The following is a 17,966-nucleotide window of genomic DNA, read 5'->3' on the forward strand; positions in this document are numbered from 1 at the left end:
CCCTGGCGCTGGCCGGCGAGCAAGCGGCCCACGCGAGCGGCGTCTTCTCGCTGCTGTGGCTGATCGTCGCCATCCCGGCGGTCTCGGCAGCGGTGATCCTGCTTTCCGGACGCGCCGGCAACGCCTGGGGACACCTCCTCGGCTGCGCCGCGCCGATCGCGTCGTTCGTGCTCGGCGCGATCATGTTCTTCTCCATGCTCGGCCGCGGCCCGGAGGACCGGGCGGTCGCCCAGCAGCTCTACTCGTTCATCCCGCTGCCCGGCTACCACGTCGAGGCGGGACTCCTGCTGGACCAGCTGTCGGTGTGCTTCGTCCTGCTGATCACCGGCGTGGGCAGCATCATCCACGTCTACTCCCTCGGCTACATGGAGCACGACGAGCGGCGGAAGAGGTTCTTCGGGTACCTCAACCTGTTCGTCGCGGCGATGCTGCTGCTGGTGCTGGCCAACGACTTCCTCGTGGTCTTCATCGGCTGGGAGGGTGTCGGCCTGGCGTCGTACCTCCTGATCGGCTTCTGGCAGCACAAGCACTCCGCGGCCACCGCGGCGAAGAAGGCGTTCGTCGTCAACCGCGTCGGTGACGTCGGCCTGTCGCTGGCGGTGATGCTGATGCTGGCGACGTTCGGCACCTCCTCGTTCGCCGGCGTCTTCTCCCACGTGGGCGCCGCCGGGACCGGCATCGCCACCGCGCTGGGGTTCCTGCTCCTGCTGGGCGCGTGCGGTAAGTCCGCGCAGTTCCCGCTGCAGTCCTGGCTGCTGGACGCGATGGAGGGCCCGACCCCGGTGTCGGCGCTGATCCACGCGGCGACGATGGTGACCGCGGGCGTCTACCTCGTCACCCGGTCCAACGCGATCTTCGACCAGGCGCCGGTCGCGCAGACGGCGGTGGTGGCCGTCGGCACGGTCACCCTGCTGATGGGTGCGATCATCGGTTGCGCCAAGGACGACATCAAGAAGGTGCTGGCCGGCTCCACGATGAGCCAGATCGGCTACATGATGCTGGCGGCCGGGCTCGGGCCGGTGGGGTACGCCTTCGCGATCTTCCACCTGCTCACGCACGGCTTCTTCAAGGCGGACATGTTCCTCGGTGCCGGTTCGGTGATGCACGGCATGAACGACGAGGTCAACATGCGCCGATACGGCGCCCTGCGCAAGCTCATGCCGATCACCTTCGGCACGTTCTTCGTGGGTTACCTCGCGATCATCGGCATCCCGCCGTTCGCCGGGTTCTTCAGCAAGGACAAGATCATCGAGGTGGCGTTCGCGTCCAACTTCTGGATCGGGCTCTGCGCGCTGGTCGGTGCCGGCATCACGGCGTTCTACATGACCCGGCTGGTGTACATGACGTACCTCGGTCACAAGCGCTGGGCCAAGGACGCGCACCCGCACGAGTCGCCGTCGGTGATGACCGTCCCGCTGATCCTGCTGGCGATCCTCAGCACCGTGGGTGGTGCCGGCCTGGCCTACCTCGGCGGCGGGATCGTCAACTGGCTGGAGCCGGTGGTCGGTGAGAAGGAAGCCCACCTGTCGTTCCCGCTGGTCCTGCTGACCATCGTCACGCTGCTGGTGGTGCTGCTCGGCATCGCCTGCGCCTGGCTGTTCGTTGCCCGCTGGGACGTGCCGGTCGTCGCGCCGACCAAGGTGTCGCCGATCACCACCGCCGCCCGCCGCGACCTGTACGGCGACGCTTTCAACGAGGTCGTCCTCATGCGTCCCGGTCAGGAGGTGACCCGCGGGCTGGTCAGCTTCGACAACCGCGGGGTCGACGGCGTGGTCAACGGCCTCGCCGCCTTCTTCGGTGGCGTGTCCGGCCGGGTCCGGCGGGTCCAGACCGGCTTCGTCCGTTCGTACGCACTCGTCATGATCGGGGGCGCCGCCCTCGTCGTCGTGTCCATGCTGTTGGTGAGGCTGTCGTGAACAACTTCCCTTGGCTGACCGTCATCGGCGTGCTCCCCGCCGTCGGGGCGCTCGTCGTGGCGCTGCTCCCGAAGGGGCGTGACCTGCTCGCGAAGCAGACCGCGCTCGCCTTCTCCACGGTCGCGCTCGTGCTCGCCGTGGTGATGGCGGTGCGGTTCGACCCCGCGGCAGCGAGCGGGGGCAAGTTCCAGTTCGCCGAGCAGCACAGCTGGATCCCGCAGTTCGGCGTCCACTACGCCCTCGGCCTGGACGGCATCGGCCTGGTGCTGTTCCTGCTCACCGCGCTGCTCACGCCGGTGGTGATCCTGGCCTCGTGGAACGACGCGGACGCCCCCGCCCGGGCGGCTGGCGCGGCGGTCGACGCGGCCGGGCAGCCCATCGACGCCGACCGGACAGCGCAGCCGCGCAGCGGCGTGAAGACGTTCTTCGCGCTGATGCTGGCGCTGGAGACGTTGGCCCTCGGCGTGTTCGCGGCCACCGACGTGTTCTTGTTCTACGTGCTGTTCGAGGCCACGCTGATCCCGGTCTACTTCCTGATCGGCCGGTTCGGCGGTCCCCGCCGCAGCTACGCCGCGGTGAAGTTCCTGATCTACAGCCTCGTCGGCGGTCTGGTCATGCTGGCGTCGGTGGTCGGCCTTTACGCCCTGTCGGCGTCGCAGACGAAGGGCAGCCCGTCGTTCCTGCTGCACTCGCTGACGGAGCTGAACATCGACCCGACCACCCAGAAGTGGCTGTTCGCCGGCTTCTTCGTGGCCTTCGCGATCAAGGCGCCGATGTGGCCGGTGCACACCTGGCTGCCCGACGCGGCCCGGGAGGCGACCCCCGGCACGTCGGTGCTGCTGGTGTCGATCCTGGACAAGATCGGCACGTTCGGGATGATCCGGCTGTGCCTCCAGCTGTTCCCGGAGGCCTCGCAGTGGGCCACCCCGGCGATCATCGTGCTGGCGGTGATCAGCGTGATCTACGGCGCGGTCCTCGCGATCGGGCAGAAGGACATCAAGCGGGTGATCGCGTACAGCTCGGTCTCCCACTTCGGTGTGATCGTGCTCGGCATCTTCGCGATGACCAGCCAGGGCCAGACCGGCGCGACGCTCTACATGCTCAACCACGGCCTGTCCACGGCGGCCCTGTTCCTGGTCGGCGGCTACCTCATCAGCCGGCGCGGCTCGTCGCGGATCGCCGACTTCGGCGGTGTCGACAAGGTGGCGCCGGTGCTGTCCGGCACGTGGTTGTTCGCCGCCCTGTCCGGGCTCGCGCTGCCCGGGCTGGCGCCGTTCGTCAGTGAGTTCCTGGCGCTGGCGGGCACGTTCAAGCGGTACGAGGTGGCGGCGATCATCGCCACCTGCAGCATCATCCTGGCTGCGCTGTACATGCTGATCCTCTTCCAGCGCACGATGACCGGCCCGACCGCCGCGGCGGTGGCGAAGATGCCCGACCTGCGTGGCCGGGAGAAACTCGCGATCGCTCCGCTGGTCGTACTGATCATCGCGCTCGGGGTGTTCCCCAAGCCGGCGCTCGATGTCATCTCACCCGCCGTCGACGCGACGATGAAGCGGGTCGGTGTCACCGATCCGGCACCCAAGGTCCCCGTCACGGCTCCTTCGGAAGGTACGAAGTGACTCCGATCACCCTGGCCCAGGAGTTCAAGAGCCCGACGATCGAGTACGCCAAGGTCGCGCCGCTGCTCATCATTTTCGGCGTGGCGATCGTCGGCGTCCTCATCGAGGCGTTCCTTCCGCGCCGGCTGCGCTACCCCGCCCAGGTGACGGTGACGCTGCTCGCCCTGGTCGCCGCGCTGGCGGCGACCGTCGGGCTGGCCGGCACGTCGCAGGTGGCCGCCGAGGGCGCCATCGCGGTCGACGGCTTCACGTTGTTCCTGTGGGGCACCGTGCTGGTGATGGCGATCATCTCGGTGCTGCTGCTGGCCGAACGCGCCGTCGACGGTGGCGTGACGGCGTTCGCCGGGCAGGCCTCGGCGCTGCCCGGGACGGAGGCCGAGCGGGAGTCGCTCGGCCGCCGACTGGAGCAGACCGAGGTGTTCCCGCTGTTCCTGTTCGCGGTCAGCGGCATGCTGTTGTTCCCGGCCGCCAACGACCTGTTGACGATGTTCGTCGCGCTCGAGGTGCTGTCGCTGCCGCTGTACCTCCTGTGCGGGCTGGCCCGCCGGCGTCGGCTGCTGTCGCAGGAAGCCGCGATGAAGTACTTCCTGCTCGGCGCGTTCGCCTCGGCGTTCTTCCTCTACGGCATGGCGATGCTGTACGGCTTCGCCGGCACGATCAGCTTCGGCGGCATCGCGACCGCGGTGGGCGCGAAGGTCGGCTCCGACGGCCAGCTGCTCGCCGGGACCGCACTCGTCGCGGTGGGGCTGTTGTTCAAGATCGGTGCCGCGCCGTTCCACATGTGGACGCCGGACGTCTACCAGGGCGCGCCGACCGCGATCACCGCGTTCATGGCGGCCTGCACCAAGATCGCCGCGTTCGGTGCGCTGCTGCGGCTGTTCTACGTCGCCCTCGGTGCCGCCCGCTGGGACTGGCAGCCGATGATCTGGGTGGTCGCGATCCTCACCATGGCTGTCGGTGCGGTGCTCGCCCTCACCCAGACCGACATCAAGCGGATGCTGGCGTACTCCTCGATCGCCCACGCCGGCTTCCTGCTGGTCGGGTTCGTCGGGGTGCGCGAGGCGATCTCTGCCAACCTGTCCGGTGTGCTGTTCTACCTCGCCGCGTACGGCTTCGCCACGATCGGTGCGTTCGGCCTGGTGACGCTGGTCCGCGACGCGAGTGGCGAGGCGACCCACCTGTCCCGCTGGGCCGGGCTCGGCCGCCGGTCCCCGCTGCTGGCCGGCGCGATGGCGCTGTTCCTGCTCGCGTTCGCCGGTATCCCGCTGACCAGCGGGTTCATGGGTAAGTGGGCAGTGTTCAGCGCCGCATGGCAGGGTGGTGCGTGGCCGCTGGTCGTGATCGGTGTCCTGGCCAGCGTCGTGGCCGCGTTCTTCTACGTCCGGGTGATCGTGGTGATGTTCTTCTCCACGCCGGCCGCGGAGGGGCCGACAATCGCCGTGCCCAGCATCTTCACGTCGGTGGCGGTGGCGGTCGGTGTCGCGGCCACGGTGGTGCTCGGCCTGCTGCCGGGCCCGCTGCTGGACCTCGCGGCGCGAGCCGCCCACCTGGTGGGTTGAGTCAGGCGCCGACCGCTCCGTCTGGAGCAGTGCGACACCCGAGGGAGAGGGACGTCGATGAGCATGGCCGGCCTCACGTTGCCGTCGGTCGACGGCGACCTCGACCTTCGGGTACGCCGGCGGCTGGCCGAGGTGGAGGACGAACTCGACCGGGTGGCGGCCAGCGAGTTCGGCTTCGTCACCGAGGCGGCCCAGCACCTGATCCACGCCGGCGGCAAGCGGTTCCGGCCGCTGCTGGTGGTGCTGGGCGCGGAGTTCGGCGCGCCGTCCTCCTCTGCCGGTGACGTCGTCGCGGTGGCCACGGCGCTGGAGCTGATCCACCTGGCGACGCTGCACCACGACGACGTGATGGACGAGGCGGCGCTGCGCCGGGGCGCCCCCAGCGCAAACGCCCGGTGGGACAACACCGTGGCGATCCTCACCGGCGACTATCTCTTCGCCCGGGCGTCGGACCGGATGGTCGACCTTGGCCTGGAGGCGGTCCGCATCCAGTCGCAGACGTTCGCCCGGCTGGTCGAGGGGCAGATCCGGGAGACGCTCGGGCCGACCGAGGACGAGGACCGGCTCGACCACTACCTCGCCGTGCTCGCGGACAAGACCGGCTCGCTGATCGCCACGTCGGCGCGCCTGGGGGCCAAGGTTGCCGGGGCCCCGACCGACATCGAGCGCGTGATGACGGAGTACGGCGAGAAGATCGGGATCGCGTTCCAGCTCTCCGACGACGTACTCGACATCGCCAGCGACGCCGACCAGTCCGGCAAGACACCCGGCACCGACCTGCGCGAGGGCATCCCGACACTGCCGATGCTGCTGGCCCAGCGCTCCACGGACCCGGCCGACGGCCGGTTGCTGGAGCTGCTGTCCGGCCCGCTGCCCGACGACGCCCGGCACGCCGAGGCGCTGTCCCTGCTGCGGGCGCACCCGGCGATGGACCAGGCCCGGGCGATCGTGCAGCAGTGGGCCGACGAGGCCCGCGCGACGTTGTGCTACCTGCCCGACATCCCCGCCCGGGATGCGCTGGCCGGGCTTTGCGACCTCGTGGTCTCCCGTACCGGCTGAGCGTTTCCCGGAGCTGTCACGTCGCCGAGGCCGGGTCGCGCCGGGCGAACGTACCCTCCCGCCGTATCGCGTGCCAGCGCAGCGGCGCACCGGCGATCGCGGTGACCATCGACTGGATCACCACGAGGTACATCAGCTGGCGGTAGACGAACTGTTGCAACGGCAGCGTCCACAGCGGCGTGAGGCGCTCCCCGTCTAGCCGGAGCGCGTACGCCCCCACCAGCGCCTGCACCGCCACGAACGCCGCCCAGACCGCGACCACCCGCGCCGGCTCACCGAAGAACAGTCCGTACAGCGCGAACACGTCCACCGCGGGCGCCAGCAACGGAAGCACGACCTGGAAGACCGTGAGGTAGGGAAGAGCCCGGCGACCGAACCGGCCCGAGGGTCCGCGTTCGACCAGCGCACGACGGTGCTTCCACATCGACTGAAGCGTGCCGTAGCACCAGCGGTACCGCTGCCGCCACAGCTGCCGCAGCGAGCTCGGTGCCTCGGTCCAGGCCCGGGCGGTCTCCTCGTAGACCACTCGCCAGCCGGCCCGGCAGACCGCCATCGTCAGGTCGGTGTCCTCGGCCAGGGTGTCGATGCTCACCGGGCCTGCCATCGCGTACGTACTTCCCGGGGCCTCCGGGTCGGCCGCGTCGGCCAGAGCCTGCCGCCGGAAGGCGCCGATCGCGCCCGGCACCGTCGGCATGCACTCCAGCACGTCGAACATCCGCCGGTCGAGGTTGAAGCCGATGACGTACTCGATGTGCTGCCAGCGCCCCAGGATCCCGCCCGCGTTGCCCACTTTGGTGTTGCCGCTGACCGCTCCGACGGCCGGGTTGGCGAACGGCGCGACCAGGCGGCCGATGGTGTCCGGCTGGAACACCGTGTCGCCGTCCACCAGGACCAGGATCTCGTGCCGGGCGTACGCGATACCGGCGTTGAGCGCGGCCGGCTTGCCGGCGTTGGCCTGGGAGAGGACGGTCACCCCGGGCAGGTCGAGGTCGCGGGCGATCCGTGCGGTGTCGTCGGTCGAGCCGTCGTCGACCACGATCACCTCCACCGGGCCCGGGTAGGTCGTCCGCACCAGTGAGCCGACCGTCGCGGCGATGCCCGCCTCCTCGTTGTAGGCGGGGACGACGACCGACACCGGTGGGTAGTACCACCCGGGTTCCCTGTCCGGCCCTCCGCGGCGCCGGCCGCGGCGGGTGCGGCCGACGTGCAGCCGGGCGATCGCGGCCAGGATCACCACCCGTGCCACCGTGAGCACTCCGGCCACGGCCAGGGCGTACGTGAGCCCGACCGCCGCGATCCGGCCGACCTGCTGCGCGGCGACGACGGTGCCGCCCGCGATGCGTTCGGGGAGGCTCACCGGTACGGCCGTGTTCCGCAGGTGCAGTGCGTCTGACACCGTGGTGGCACGGTACCCGCGCTCGTTCAGGCGGGTCAGCAGCTGGTCCACGGCGGCGACGGTCCTGGACCGGTCGCCGCCACTGTCGTGCATCAGGACGACGGCTCCACGCTGCCCGGAGGGCATCGCCCGGGCCACGATCTGCTTCTCGCTCAGGTCGTCCCAGTCCCTGGTGTCGTGGTCGGCAATCACCACGAGGTAGCCCGCACGCCCGGCGTCCCGCGCGGCGGCGTAGCCGGAGCCGGTGAGCCCGGATGGGGTGGCCGAGTACGGCGGCCGCAGCAGGTGGGTGTGCAGGCCGAGGACGCCGGCGAGCGCCTTCTGGGTCAGGCCGAGTTCCAGTCCGCGTTGCCAGCTGGGCGTACGGGCGAGGTCGACGTGGGTGTACGTGTGCGAACCGATCTCGTGCCCCTCGGCCACGATCCGACGGGCCAGCGCGGGCTCGGCGGCGACCTTGGAGCCGAGGACGAAGAACGTCGCCTTCGCGTGGTGGCGCCGAAGGACGTCGAGGATCCGCGGCGTCCATCGCGGGTCCGGCCCGTCGTCGAAGGTGAGGGCGACCGTGCGCGCCGGCATCGCCGCGGTGTTCGGACGGTCGCCGCTGAGGTCGAGGACCGGCCGGTCGTTGCGCAGGGCCTGGCGCGGAGCCCGATCGCCGCCGGCCGTCGTACGGGGTGCGTCGGAGAGGTCGTTCCAGCTGCGCTGGACGTAACCCTGCACCAGCAGGACGCCGACCAGGGTGGCCAGCAGCAGGCCCACGAGGAGCCAGTGGTGGCGGGGTTCGCGGATCCGCAGGTGCCGGGCCACGTCAGCGGGACTACGGCTTGGGCCGCGGAGTGGGGGAGGGCGAGTGTGTCGCGCGCCCGCGCGGCTCCGGCTTCGCCGTCGGGACCGGGCTGTTGGTGCGCCGCGGCTTGACGGTAGGCGTTGGGGTCGGCGTGGGCGCGGACGTGCGGCTTCGCGTGGGTGTCGGTGCCGGCTTCGTGGTCGGTGCCCTCGTGACCTTCGGTGTGGGCGCAGGGGCAGGGGCCCGCCGAGTCGCCGTCGGGGTCGGCGACGGCGTGCGGGCGGCTCGCTCGGTGGCGCGCGCGTCCGGTGTCGGTGTCCGCTCCCGCCTGCGGCTCGAGATGGTCGAGTCCACCGAGGGAGAAGGCGTGGGCGTCGCGGTCGGCTCCGGGACGGAGGCGGGCCGGCCGAGGCTCCACGGCGTCGACGGCAACCCGGGCCCGCTCACCAGGCTGATGCACAACAGGGCCAGCGAGACCACCACGACCACGCCGAGGATCAGCCCCACCCTGCGGACACGACGATGCCGGCGTCCGGAGTCGTCCACGAACACCGCGTGTTTTCCGCCTGGGTGGTTTCGCACGGCGGCCCAGTGTAGGTGTGGTTGTACTGGTTTGGCACGGTCGGACTGCAGGAGATGGTCAGGGGCGACTCTGGGCCAGCAGCCGCCGCCGAAGCGTGGTCAGCTGCTCCGGGGTGTCCACGTCGTCGGGCGCGCCGACGTCGTCACAGGGGACCGGTGTCGTGACGTCCGGGTTCGCCCGGAGATAGGCCCGGGCGCCGGTGTCCCCGGATGCCTGTGCGGCGACGTCCGCCCAAGTCGTACGGGCGAGCAGGACGGGGTTGCGGGGCAGGCCGTCGTAGGTCGCGACCGCGGCGACCGCCCCCTCGTCGTACGCCTGCCGCAGTCGGCGGATCGCCTCGGGCGTGACCAGCGGCTGGTCGACGAGGGCGACGACGACCGCCTCGACGTCGGGTGGCAACGAGGCGAGACCCGTCCGCAGGGACGACGCCAGGCCGGTACGCCAGTCCCGGTTGTGTACGACAGTCGCGCCGGCCAGGTCGGCGGCGGCGAGTACGTCGTCGTGGGCCGCGCCCAGGACGACGTGGACCGGCGTACACCCGCCGACGGTGAGGGTGGCCAGGCCGCGCTCGACGAGCAGTCGCCCGCCGAGGTCCACCAGCGCCTTGGGGCGGCCGATCCGCCGCCCCTCGCCGGCGGCGAGGAGCAGCCCTGCAACGGTCATGCCCTCACGGTAGCGGCAGCGGGTCTCCCGCCCGGGCTGCCGACCGCGGGTCGAGCAGGACCTCGGTGACCGACCGGCCCGGCACGTACGACTGCTCGTCGTCACACAGCCGGATCCAGCCGTCCGTCTCCCCGCGGCCGGGTGCACGCTCGTCGGCGGGCCGGCCGGCGTACAACGTGCCGTTGTCGAGCAGGGCCAGGTTGTGGCGGTGCTCGGCGGCGGTGGCGCCCCGGCGTACCCGGTCACGGGACACGAACCGGTACCTCGCACCGTCCTGCCCGGCAGCGGCGGCCGGCTCGCTCATGTCCACCGTGACCCGCCCGTCCGCGGTGAGCGAGATCGCCACCCGGTCGCGTTCGAACCGTCCGAGCATGGTGCGCTTGCGCGGCGTCGCGTCCGGGTCGTAGGGGTCGAGTTCGACCAGCCAGCCGAACCGGTGTGCCTCGTGGCGTTCGCGGAGGGCGTTCGGCTGGAGGACTCGTTCGCCGTGCAGGGTCGTACCCCACGGCGTGACGGCCAGGCACCGGCGCGCCGACGTACCCAGGACGTGGCGGCCGGAGGGGTCCGCTGTGGTGCGCAGCAGCCGCTGGCCGGCCGCCGGTCCGGTGAGGACGAACGGTGCCCGCGCGGTGAACCGGCGGTTGTAGGGGCGGTCGCGTGCGCCGACCTCCTGCCAGTCACCGGCAGGGCCGGTCCGCCGGACCGCGACCACGGACAGCTCGCACAGGCCGCGGAGTTCGCCCGGTGGTTCGGTGGCAGCATCGACCGCCTCGCGCCCGACCACCATCAGGGCCTGCCCGGCACCCCGGTGGCAGCTTCGGCCACGGGACCACTCCAGCGGCAGTACGACGGTGCCGTCACCGGCGGAGTCGGGCACGGGCGCCCGGGAGAACTGCCGTGGGAGCAGGGACGACAGAGGATTCATCCGGGCGCCTCCAGGTCCGGATCGGGGTGACACCGATCGCGACGCTAGAGCGCCCGGGCGGCCGGCCCGGGGCCGGAAGCTGAACGGACGGGGTCGTGCCGGCTACCAGTCCTGCGACCCCGCCGGCCACCTGTTTACTCCGGGCTCCGGCCGCGGACGGCTACCGGCGTACTCCGTCGACGTAGGTCTCGACCGCCTCCCCGTAGAACGACAGGTGGTCCCTGATCCCGGCCACGTCCTCCTTGGGCTCGGGATAGGCCCACGCCGCGTCCCTGCCCGCCTCGTCGTCGGCGAACGCCCAGTACGACGCGACTCCCTTGAACGGACAGGTCGTGTGGGACTCGGTGGCCACCATCAGGTCCGTCCGCACGTCCTCGATCGGGATGTACAGGCGGTCGTCCAGCCCCGTTTCGGTCAGCACCAGCGCCCGGTCGGTCTCCGCGACGACCTGGCCGCCGCGTTCGATCCGTACGTGCTGGGTGGTCGGGGCGACGCTTACTTTGTGGAAGAGGTTGCGTACGGCCATCGTGATCTCCGTCCTGACGGCGTGGCGGTGGTGGCGCTGCCTCTTCCACGGTACGAGGTGGCTCGCGGTGGGCCGGCCGGGTCCGGAGGTCGGACCGGATGTCCGCCACCGGTCCGGAGCGCCCCGTTCTGTGGGCACCCGGGCGGAGTCCGTCTCGTTGTCCGGACAGAGGCAGACCGCGGAGCAGGCACGCAGACGTACGGGGAAGGTGGACGATGCTGAAGGTCATCGGTGCGGGATTCCCGCGGACGGGCACCACGTCGATGAAGGCCGCGCTGGAGCAGCTGGGCTTCGGGCCCTGCCACCACATGTTCGAGGTGATCCAGCACCCGGAGCAGCAGGAGAAGTGGCGGCAGGTCATCGAGAAGGACGGCCGGGTCGACTGGACCTGGGCGCTGGAGGGCTACCAGTCGTCGGTGGACTGGCCGAGCGCGTACTACTGGCGGGAGCTCATGGCGGCGTTCCCGGACGCGAAGGTCCTGCTGACCGTGCGCGACCCGCACCGGTGGTACGCCAGCGTGCGCGACACGATCTTCACGTTCAACCGCGAGGGCCGGCGTGCCGAACTGAACGGCCAGGCGCCGCCGAATCCGCTCGGGCCGGTCCTCGGCCGCCTGTGGGCCGGAACGTTCGGCGAGGAGATGGGGGAGGAGATGCCGGCCGAGGACCACGCGGTGGACGTGTTCCAACGCCACCTCGCGACCGTGCGCGAGACCGTGCCCGCCGACCGGCTGCTGGTGCACGAGGCACGGGACGGGTGGGAGCCGCTGTGCGACTTCCTCGGCGTGCCCGAGCCCGACTCGGGCTACCCGCACCTGAACGACGGCGACACGATGCGGCGGATGGCCGAACGCGCCCGCACCGGCGAGGCCCCGGAGAGGTTCACCCTGGAGGACCTGCGCAAGGCCGGCAGCTGAGACCCGGCCCTCCCGCGGTGCTCTCCCGGTGCTCACCGGTTCGTCGGCGCCGAACTCCACAGTGAACCGGCGGTGCCCGCTCCGAGGTGCTCCTCGTACACCCTCACCTTGTGGGTGATCAGGTCGAGGCAGGCGTGAAGTTCGCGAAGCTGCGCGCGGACGTGCTGTTCGTGCGCGTGCAGCACCGCGAGCCGGTCCTGCTCGTTTCCCGGACCCTGCCGAACCAGGTCGACGTACTCCCGGATCGTGGTGAGCGGCATGCCGGACGCGCGCATCCGCAGGCAGAACTCCAGCCAGGAGACGTCGTTCTCGGTGTAGACGCGTCGGCCGCTCCCGTCACGGCGCACCGGGCTGACGAACAATCCCTCGCGTTCGTAGAAGCGGAGCGTGTCGACGCTGAGTCCGGTGCGGGCCGCCACGTCTCCGATGCCGAGGCACCGCGGGGCGCCCGCGACTTCGGGCGCGTTGGACGTTGACATGTCCGCCAGCATACGGATGGGCCGGCGGACGGGAACCAGCCCTGGAGGCCGACCGGAAAGTTGCCCTGGAGTCGGCTCCAGCTCATACGGTCGGCGCCATGACCGACTTTCCTGTGACTCTGATCACCGGCGGTTCCAGCGGCATCGGTGCCGCGGCCGCCCGTCTCCTGCTGAACCGCGGCCACCGGGTCGCGGTGACCGGCCGAGACAAGGCCCGGCTCGACCAGGCTGCCGAGTCCCTGGGCCGACCGGCGGAACTGCTCACGTTCGTCGCAGACGCGACCGACCACGACCAGGTGGCGAGGGCGGTCGAGGCGACCGTCTCGGCGTTCGGCCGGCTGGACACCGCCGTCGCGAACGCGGGCTTCTCCACCGGAGGAAGCCTGGCCGACGGGGACCCGGCGGCCTGGCGGCGGATGGTGCTGACCAACGTCCTCGGACCGGCGTTGCTGATCCGGGCCTGCCTGCCCGCGCTGCGGGAGACCCGTGGGCGGATCGTGCTGGTCGGCAGTGTCGCCGGCTTCATCTGGAGCCCCGGCAACCTCTACGGCGCCACCAAGTGGGCGGTCACCGGGCTGGCGGAGAACACCCGGCGGATGGTGACCGGTGACGGTGTCGGCGTGACGCTCATCGCCCCGGGCCGGGTGGAGACGCCGTTCTGGGACCCCTACGGCGGAGCACCGGAGGGTCCGATGCTGACCGCGGACCAAGTGGCCGAGTCCATCGCCTGGGCGGTCGGCCAGCCCGTCGGCGTCGACGTCAACACGGTCGTAGTACGGCCGACCGGGCAGCCGAACTGAGCCGATCCCGTCGTGGGCGGGGTGACTCAGGCCCAGAGCTCGGGCGCGGGATCAGACGCGTTCCAGCGGGCGGTGGGGTGGCGGGGGGAGGGTGACCACGATCGGGTCGCCCGGCGCCACCTCGCCGCCGGTCCGAACGACGCCCATGATGCCTGCCCGGCGGACGACCGACCCGTCCTCGGCCCGGCCCACCACCCGGGCGAGCAGGCCGGTGCGGAAGTCCTCGATCTGCCGGCAGGGGTTGCGCAGCCCGGTGACCTCGACCTCGGCCGAGTCGCCGAGCCGGAGCAGCGTGCCGGTCGGCAGGCCGAGCAGGTCGACGCCCTCGGTGGTGACGTTCTCCCCGAGCTGGCCGGGCGCCACGTCGTACCCCTGCTCGTTGAGCTCGGCGAGCAGTTCGGCGTGGATGAGGTGAACCTGGCGCAGGTTCGGCTGGCTCGGGTCACGGGCCACCCGGGAGCGGTGCTTCACCGTCGTACCGAGGTGCGCGTCGCCCTCCACTCCCAACCCGGCGAGCAGCCGGATGCGGTCGCGCCCCGGCTTGCTGAACGTGTGCTTCCCGCCGCTGCTGACCGCTCGTACGACACCGTTGCCGGTGCCCACCTCGGCGGGCGCGCCCGCCTCGTTCGGCTCCATCGGTTCGGGCCCCTCCTCAGTCGGGATCAGTCGGGAACAGTCGGGATGCAGCCGGGATCAGTCGGGCTCGGTGACCGGCACCGGGGCACCGGCCGACCGGTCCGCGGCGTTCGCGTCCGACTTCGCGGCGGCCACCGCCCGGCGCCGCCGGCGCAGCCCGTCCCAGGTGAACACGATCACCGCGAGCCACACGAAACCGAAGCCCAGGAGCCGGTCCGGCGGCATCGGCTCGTGGAACACGAGGACACCGAGCAGGAACTGCAGCGTCGGCGCGAGGTACTGCAGGATGCCGAGCAGCGTCATCGACACCCGGGTGGCCGCACCGGCGAACAGAAGCAGCGGAATCGCCGTCACCACCCCAGCTCCGGCCAGCAGCACCGCCTGCCCGGCTCCGTGGTGCCCGAACGCCGCGGTGCCCTGCACCTGCAACCAGATCAGGTAGCCGAGGGCGAGCGGCGTCACCACCGAGGTCTCCACCATCAGGCTCTCCACGGCGGCGACGTTCGCCTTCTTCTTGCAGTAGGCGTACGTCGTGAAGCTCAACGCCAGGATGAACGCCACCCAGGGCGGGCGGCCGTGGGACACGGTGAGGATGACCACGGCCACCCCGGCCAGTGCGATCGCCGTCCACTGCACGCGGTTGAGGCGTTCGCCGAGAAGTGCCACGCCGACCAGCACGATGACCAGCGGGTTGATGTAGTAGCCGAGCGCGGTCTCCACCACGTGGTCGTGGTTGACCGCCCAGATGTAGGTGCCCCAGTTGACGGTGATGACGAGGCCGGCGACGGCGAGGTAGCCGATGGTCGCCGGGGTTTCCCGCAGCCGCGCCCACCAGCCCGGGCGGGGCCGGACCCGCAGCGCGACCACCGCGAAGAGCAGCGACCACACCATCCGGTGGGCGAGGATCTCCAGCGACCCGGCGGGTTGCAGCAGCGGCCAGTAGAGCGGGAAGAGACCCCACGCGGCGTAGGCGGCCGCTCCGAAGACCAGCCCCCGCCGGTTCTCGTCGGCGGGGGCGGGCGTGGGTGACGCGATGCGGTGGGAGGGCGAGCCGGCGGACTCCTCCGACAGGCCCGTACTCACGCGTCCGCGCCGACGGTCCAGGTGTCGGACCCGCGCAGGAGCTGGTCGAGGTCGCCGTCGCCGACCTCGGCACCGGTGTCGGTGGTGGTGCCGTGCGCGTCGCGGGCCAGCCGGACCTGTTCGCGGGCGAGGTCGTCGTACGCCGGCCGGTCCACGTCGCGGAAGATGCCGATCGGCGTACGGGCCAGCGTCTGCGCGTCGGACAGCCGGGACAGCGCGAAGGCGGTCGTCGGGTCGTCGGCGTGCGCGTCGTGGACGACAAGCGCGTCGGTACCGACCTCGGCGACCGGCACGACCCGCAGCTGCCCGGAGGCCGGGTCGCGGACCACGCCGAGCTCGCCGCCGGTACCGAACCTGATCGGCTGCCCGTGCTCGAGCCGGATGACCGCCTCGTCCTGGGTGTCCTTGTCCTTGAGCAGGTCGAACGCGCCGTCGTTGTAGATGTTGCAGTTCTGGTAGATCTCCACCAGCGACGTGCCCCGGTGGGCGACGGCCGCGCGCAGCACCGAGGTGAGGTGCTTGCGGTCGGTGTCCAGCGTCCGGCCCACGAACGACGCCTCCGCGCCGAGCGCCAGCGAGACGGGGTTGAACGGCGCGTCCAGCGACCCCATCGGCGTCGACTTGGTGATCTTGCCGCGTTCGGACGTGGGGGAGTACTGCCCCTTGGTCAGGCCGTAGATCCGGTTGTTGAACAGCAGGATGTTGAGGTTGACGTTGCGGCGCAGGGCGTGGATCAGGTGGTTGCCGCCGATGGACAGCCCGTCGCCGTCGCCGGTGATCACCCACACCGACAGGTCGGGCCGCGAAGTCGCCAGGCCGGTGGCGATCGCGGGCGCCCGGCCGTGGATGCTGTGCATGCCGTAGGTGTTCAGGTAGTACGGGAACCGGCTGGAGCAGCCGATGCCGGAGACGAACACGATGTTCTCGCGGGGGACACCCAGCTCGGGCAGGAAGCCCTGCACCGCGGCGAGGATCGCGTAGTCACCGCAGCCGGGGCACCAGCGCACCTCCTGGTCGGAGGTGAAGTCCTTGCGGTTCTGCGGCAGGTCGGTGGTGGTGACGCCGCGCAGACCGGGAACGGGCAGGTCGGTTGCGCTCATCGGTGCGACTCCTCCGTGTGCTCGAGGTCGAGCGATCCCGCGAGTTCGGTGATGGCGCCGGTGAGCTCGCTCGCGCTGAACGGCAGGCCGCGCACGCGGTTGTAGCTCACGACGTCGACCAGGTAGCGGGCGCGCAGCAGCATGGACAGCTGGCCGAGGTTCATCTCCGGGACCAGCACGCGGTCGTAGCTGCGCAGGACCTCGCCGAGGTCGGGCGGGAACGGGTTCAGGTGGCGCAGGTGCGCCTGGGCGACCGGGATGCCGTGCTCGCGCACGGCCCGGCAGGCGGCGCCGATCGGGCCGTACGTCGAACCCCAGCCGAGCACCAGGATCCGCGCGTCGGAGGTGGGGTCGTCGACCTCGAGCGGCGCGATCGAGCGGGCCACGGCGTCCACCTTGGCCTGCCGGGTGCGCACCATCAGCTCGTGGTTGGCCGCGTCGTAGGAGATGTTGCCGTGGCCGTCGGCCTTCTCGAGACCGCCGACGCGGTGTTCGAGGCCGGGCGTGCCGGGCACCGCCCAGGGACGGGCGAGAGTCTCCGGGTCACGCTTGTACGGCCAGAACGCGCTGTCGCCGTTCTCGGTCTGGTGGTTGGGCTCGGTGGCGAAGTCGACCCGGATCTCCGGCAGCTCCGCGGTCTTCGGGATCCGCCACGGCTCGGAGCCGTTGGCGAGGTAGCCGTCGGACAGCAGGATCACCGGGGTGCGGTAGGTGACCGCGATCCGGACGGCCTCGATGGCCGCGTCGAAGCAGTCCGCCGGCGACTGGGGCGCCACGATCGGCAGCGGCGCCTCGCCGTTGCGGCCGTACATCGACTGCAGCAGGTCGGCCTGCTCGGTCTTGGTCGGCATGCCGGTGGACGGGCCCGCCCGCTGGATGTCGCAGACGACCAGCGGCAGCTCCAGCGCCACCGCGAGGCCGATGGTCTCCGCCTTCAGTGCCATGCCCGGACCGGACGTCGTGGTGACGCCGAGAGAACCGCCGAACGACGCGCCGAGTGCCGCGGTCACCCCCGCGATCTCGTCCTCGGCCTGGAACGTCGTGACGCCGAACCGCTTGTGCTTGCTCAGCTCGTGCAGAACGTCGCTGGCCGGGGTGATCGGGTAGGAGCCGAGGAACATCGGCAGGTCCGCGCGCCGGGCGCCGGCGATCAGGCCGTACGCCAGGGCGAGGTTGCCGGAGATGTTGCGGTACTGGCCGGACTTCATCTCGGCCGGCTTGACCTGGTAGGAGACGGCGAACGCCTCCGCGGTCTCGCCGAAGTTCCACCCCGCGCGGAAGGCCGCGACATTTGCGTCCCGCACGGCGGGATTGCGGGCGAACTTCGCGTGCAGGAACGACAGGGTCGACTCGGTCGGGCGGTTGTACAGCCACGACACCAGGCCCAGGGCGTACATGTTCTTGGACCGGGAGGCGTCCTTGCGGGTCAGCCCGAACTCCTTGACCGCCTCGGCGGTCGCGCTGGTCAGCGGGAAGGAGTGCGTTTGGTACGCGTCCAGCGAGCCGTCCTCGAGCGGGTTGGCGTCGTAGCCCACCCGGGCGAGGTTGCGCTTGGTGAACTCGTCGGAGTCGACGATCAGCGTGGCCCCGCGCGGCAGCTCCGGCAGGTTGGCCTTGAGAGCCGCGGGGTTCATCGCCACCAGGACGTCCGGGGCGTCGCCCGGAGTCAGGATGTCGTGGTCTGCGAAGTGGATCTGGAACGACGAAACTCCCGGCAGGGTGCCGGCTGGTGCCCGGATTTCCGCCGGGAAGTTCGGTAGCGTCGAAAGGTCGTTTCCGAACGACGCTGTTTCCTGGGTGAACCGGTCACCGGCCAGCTGCATCCCATCTCCGGAGTCACCGGCAAATCGGATGATGACACGGTCGACCTGCAGGACCTGTTTGGTCACTGGGTGAACGACCTCCTCGACGCCCGCGC

Annotated in this window: 15 protein-coding genes; 6 read left to right on the forward strand and 9 right to left on the reverse strand. The window is 71.1% G+C overall.

Going from position 1 to position 17,966, the window contains the following annotated elements; genetic code table 11:
* Positions 1 to 2: 2 nt before the first annotated feature.
* From nuoL to BLU27_RS10555, 4 genes are read left to right on the forward strand one after another with little or no spacing between them, the layout of a single operon-like run.
* Positions 3 to 1,916, forward strand: a complete 1,914-nt coding sequence (nuoL, locus tag BLU27_RS10540; RefSeq protein WP_092657525.1) for an NADH-quinone oxidoreductase subunit L — start codon at positions 3 to 5, stop codon at positions 1,914 to 1,916.
* Positions 1,913 to 3,535 carry an NADH-quinone oxidoreductase subunit M gene (locus BLU27_RS10545; RefSeq protein ID WP_092652826.1) on the forward strand — a complete coding sequence of 541 codons (1,623 nt, stop codon included), beginning with the start codon at positions 1,913 to 1,915 and terminating at the stop codon, positions 3,533 to 3,535. The genes nuoL and BLU27_RS10545 overlap by 4 nt, the downstream gene beginning before the upstream one ends.
* Positions 3,532 to 5,094, forward strand: coding sequence for an NADH-quinone oxidoreductase subunit NuoN (gene nuoN / locus BLU27_RS10550; protein ID WP_092652828.1), 1,563 nt, complete (start codon positions 3,532 to 3,534; stop codon positions 5,092 to 5,094). The genes BLU27_RS10545 and nuoN overlap by 4 nt, the downstream gene beginning before the upstream one ends.
* Positions 5,095 to 5,151: 57 nt before the next feature.
* A complete protein-coding gene (locus BLU27_RS10555; RefSeq protein WP_092652830.1) occupies positions 5,152 to 6,153 on the forward strand; it encodes a polyprenyl synthetase family protein in 1,002 nt (333 codons plus the stop codon).
* A gap of 16 nt (positions 6,154 to 6,169) precedes the next feature.
* On the opposite strand, the gene BLU27_RS10560 is transcribed toward BLU27_RS10555, so the two are convergent.
* The 4 genes from BLU27_RS10560 to BLU27_RS10575 form a co-directional block, all read right to left on the reverse strand.
* Positions 6,170 to 8,356 carry a bifunctional polysaccharide deacetylase/glycosyltransferase family 2 protein gene (locus BLU27_RS10560; protein ID WP_092652832.1) on the reverse strand — a complete coding sequence of 729 codons (2,187 nt, stop codon included), beginning with the start codon at positions 8,354 to 8,356 and terminating at the stop codon, positions 6,170 to 6,172.
* 620 nt (positions 8,357 to 8,976) lie between these two features.
* Positions 8,977 to 9,582 carry a nucleotidyltransferase family protein gene (locus BLU27_RS10565; RefSeq protein ID WP_092652834.1) on the reverse strand — a complete coding sequence of 202 codons (606 nt, stop codon included), beginning with the start codon at positions 9,580 to 9,582 and terminating at the stop codon, positions 8,977 to 8,979.
* A gap of 4 nt (positions 9,583 to 9,586) precedes the next feature.
* On the reverse strand, positions 9,587 to 10,507 hold the full coding sequence (locus tag BLU27_RS10570; RefSeq protein WP_092652836.1) for a PhoX family protein: 921 nt from the start codon (positions 10,505 to 10,507) through the stop codon (positions 9,587 to 9,589).
* Positions 10,508 to 10,667: 160 nt separating this feature from the next.
* Complete coding sequence (locus tag BLU27_RS10575) at positions 10,668 to 11,033, reverse strand: DUF427 domain-containing protein (protein WP_092657528.1); 366 nt, start codon at positions 11,031 to 11,033, stop codon at positions 10,668 to 10,670.
* A 215-nt stretch (positions 11,034 to 11,248) separates the two neighbouring features.
* Here BLU27_RS10575 and BLU27_RS10580 point away from each other — a divergent pair, with 215 nt between their 5' ends.
* The gene (locus tag BLU27_RS10580; protein ID WP_092652838.1) at positions 11,249 to 11,950 is read left to right on the forward strand and encodes a sulfotransferase family protein; all 702 of its coding nucleotides are present in this window, start codon (positions 11,249 to 11,251) and stop codon (positions 11,948 to 11,950) included.
* Between the two features lie 32 nt (positions 11,951 to 11,982).
* Here BLU27_RS10580 and BLU27_RS10585 read toward each other — a convergent pair whose 3' ends face one another.
* A complete protein-coding gene (locus BLU27_RS10585; protein ID WP_092657530.1) occupies positions 11,983 to 12,429 on the reverse strand; it encodes a MerR family transcriptional regulator in 447 nt (148 codons plus the stop codon).
* A gap of 98 nt (positions 12,430 to 12,527) precedes the next feature.
* On the opposite strand from BLU27_RS10585, the gene BLU27_RS10590 reads away from it, so the two are divergent.
* Complete coding sequence (locus tag BLU27_RS10590) at positions 12,528 to 13,229, forward strand: SDR family oxidoreductase (protein WP_092652840.1); 702 nt, start codon at positions 12,528 to 12,530, stop codon at positions 13,227 to 13,229.
* Positions 13,230 to 13,280: 51 nt separating this feature from the next.
* Here the strand turns inward: BLU27_RS10590 and BLU27_RS10595 are convergent, their stop codons facing one another.
* The 4 genes from BLU27_RS10595 to BLU27_RS10610 are packed head-to-tail and all read right to left on the reverse strand — an operon-like array spanning position 13,281 to position 17,937.
* Positions 13,281 to 13,865 (reverse strand): MOSC domain-containing protein, encoded by a 585-nt coding sequence (locus BLU27_RS10595; RefSeq protein WP_092652842.1) that lies wholly within the window; start codon positions 13,863 to 13,865, stop codon positions 13,281 to 13,283.
* Positions 13,866 to 13,922: 57 nt separating this feature from the next.
* Positions 13,923 to 14,948, reverse strand: a complete 1,026-nt coding sequence (rarD, locus tag BLU27_RS10600; RefSeq protein WP_241827904.1) for an EamA family transporter RarD — start codon at positions 14,946 to 14,948, stop codon at positions 13,923 to 13,925.
* Positions 14,945 to 16,048, reverse strand: a complete 1,104-nt coding sequence (locus BLU27_RS10605) for a 2-oxoacid:ferredoxin oxidoreductase subunit beta (RefSeq protein ID WP_092652844.1) — start codon at positions 16,046 to 16,048, stop codon at positions 14,945 to 14,947. Before BLU27_RS10605 ends, rarD begins: the two co-directional genes overlap by 4 nt.
* The gene (locus BLU27_RS10610) at positions 16,045 to 17,937 is read right to left on the reverse strand and encodes a 2-oxoacid:acceptor oxidoreductase subunit alpha (RefSeq protein ID WP_092652846.1); all 1,893 of its coding nucleotides are present in this window, start codon (positions 17,935 to 17,937) and stop codon (positions 16,045 to 16,047) included. The genes BLU27_RS10605 and BLU27_RS10610 overlap by 4 nt, the downstream gene beginning before the upstream one ends.
* Positions 17,938 to 17,966: the final 29 nt, after the last annotated feature.

The organism is Actinopolymorpha singaporensis (genome assembly GCF_900104745.1).
GTDB lineage: Bacteria > Actinomycetota > Actinomycetes > Propionibacteriales > Actinopolymorphaceae > Actinopolymorpha > Actinopolymorpha singaporensis.

Coding starts and splice junctions, on each gene's coding strand:
- BLU27_RS10555 (WP_092652830.1), top strand. CDS start 5,152: ATGAGCATGGCCGGCCTCACGTTGCCGTCGGTCGACGGCGACCTCGAC.
- BLU27_RS10580 (WP_092652838.1), top strand. CDS start 11,249: ATGCTGAAGGTCATCGGTGCGGGATTCCCGCGGACGGGCACCACGTCG.
- BLU27_RS10595 (WP_092652842.1), bottom strand. CDS start 13,865: ATGGAGCCGAACGAGGCGGGCGCGCCCGCCGAGGTGGGCACCGGCAAC.
- BLU27_RS10565 (WP_092652834.1), bottom strand. CDS start 9,582: ATGACCGTTGCAGGGCTGCTCCTCGCCGCCGGCGAGGGGCGGCGGATC.
- BLU27_RS10570 (WP_092652836.1), bottom strand. CDS start 10,507: ATGAATCCTCTGTCGTCCCTGCTCCCACGGCAGTTCTCCCGGGCGCCC.
- BLU27_RS10605 (WP_092652844.1), bottom strand. CDS start 16,048: ATGAGCGCAACCGACCTGCCCGTTCCCGGTCTGCGCGGCGTCACCACC.
- BLU27_RS10590 (WP_092652840.1), top strand. CDS start 12,528: ATGACCGACTTTCCTGTGACTCTGATCACCGGCGGTTCCAGCGGCATC.
- BLU27_RS10585 (WP_092657530.1), bottom strand. CDS start 12,429: ATGTCAACGTCCAACGCGCCCGAAGTCGCGGGCGCCCCGCGGTGCCTC.
- BLU27_RS10575 (WP_092657528.1), bottom strand. CDS start 11,033: ATGGCCGTACGCAACCTCTTCCACAAAGTAAGCGTCGCCCCGACCACC.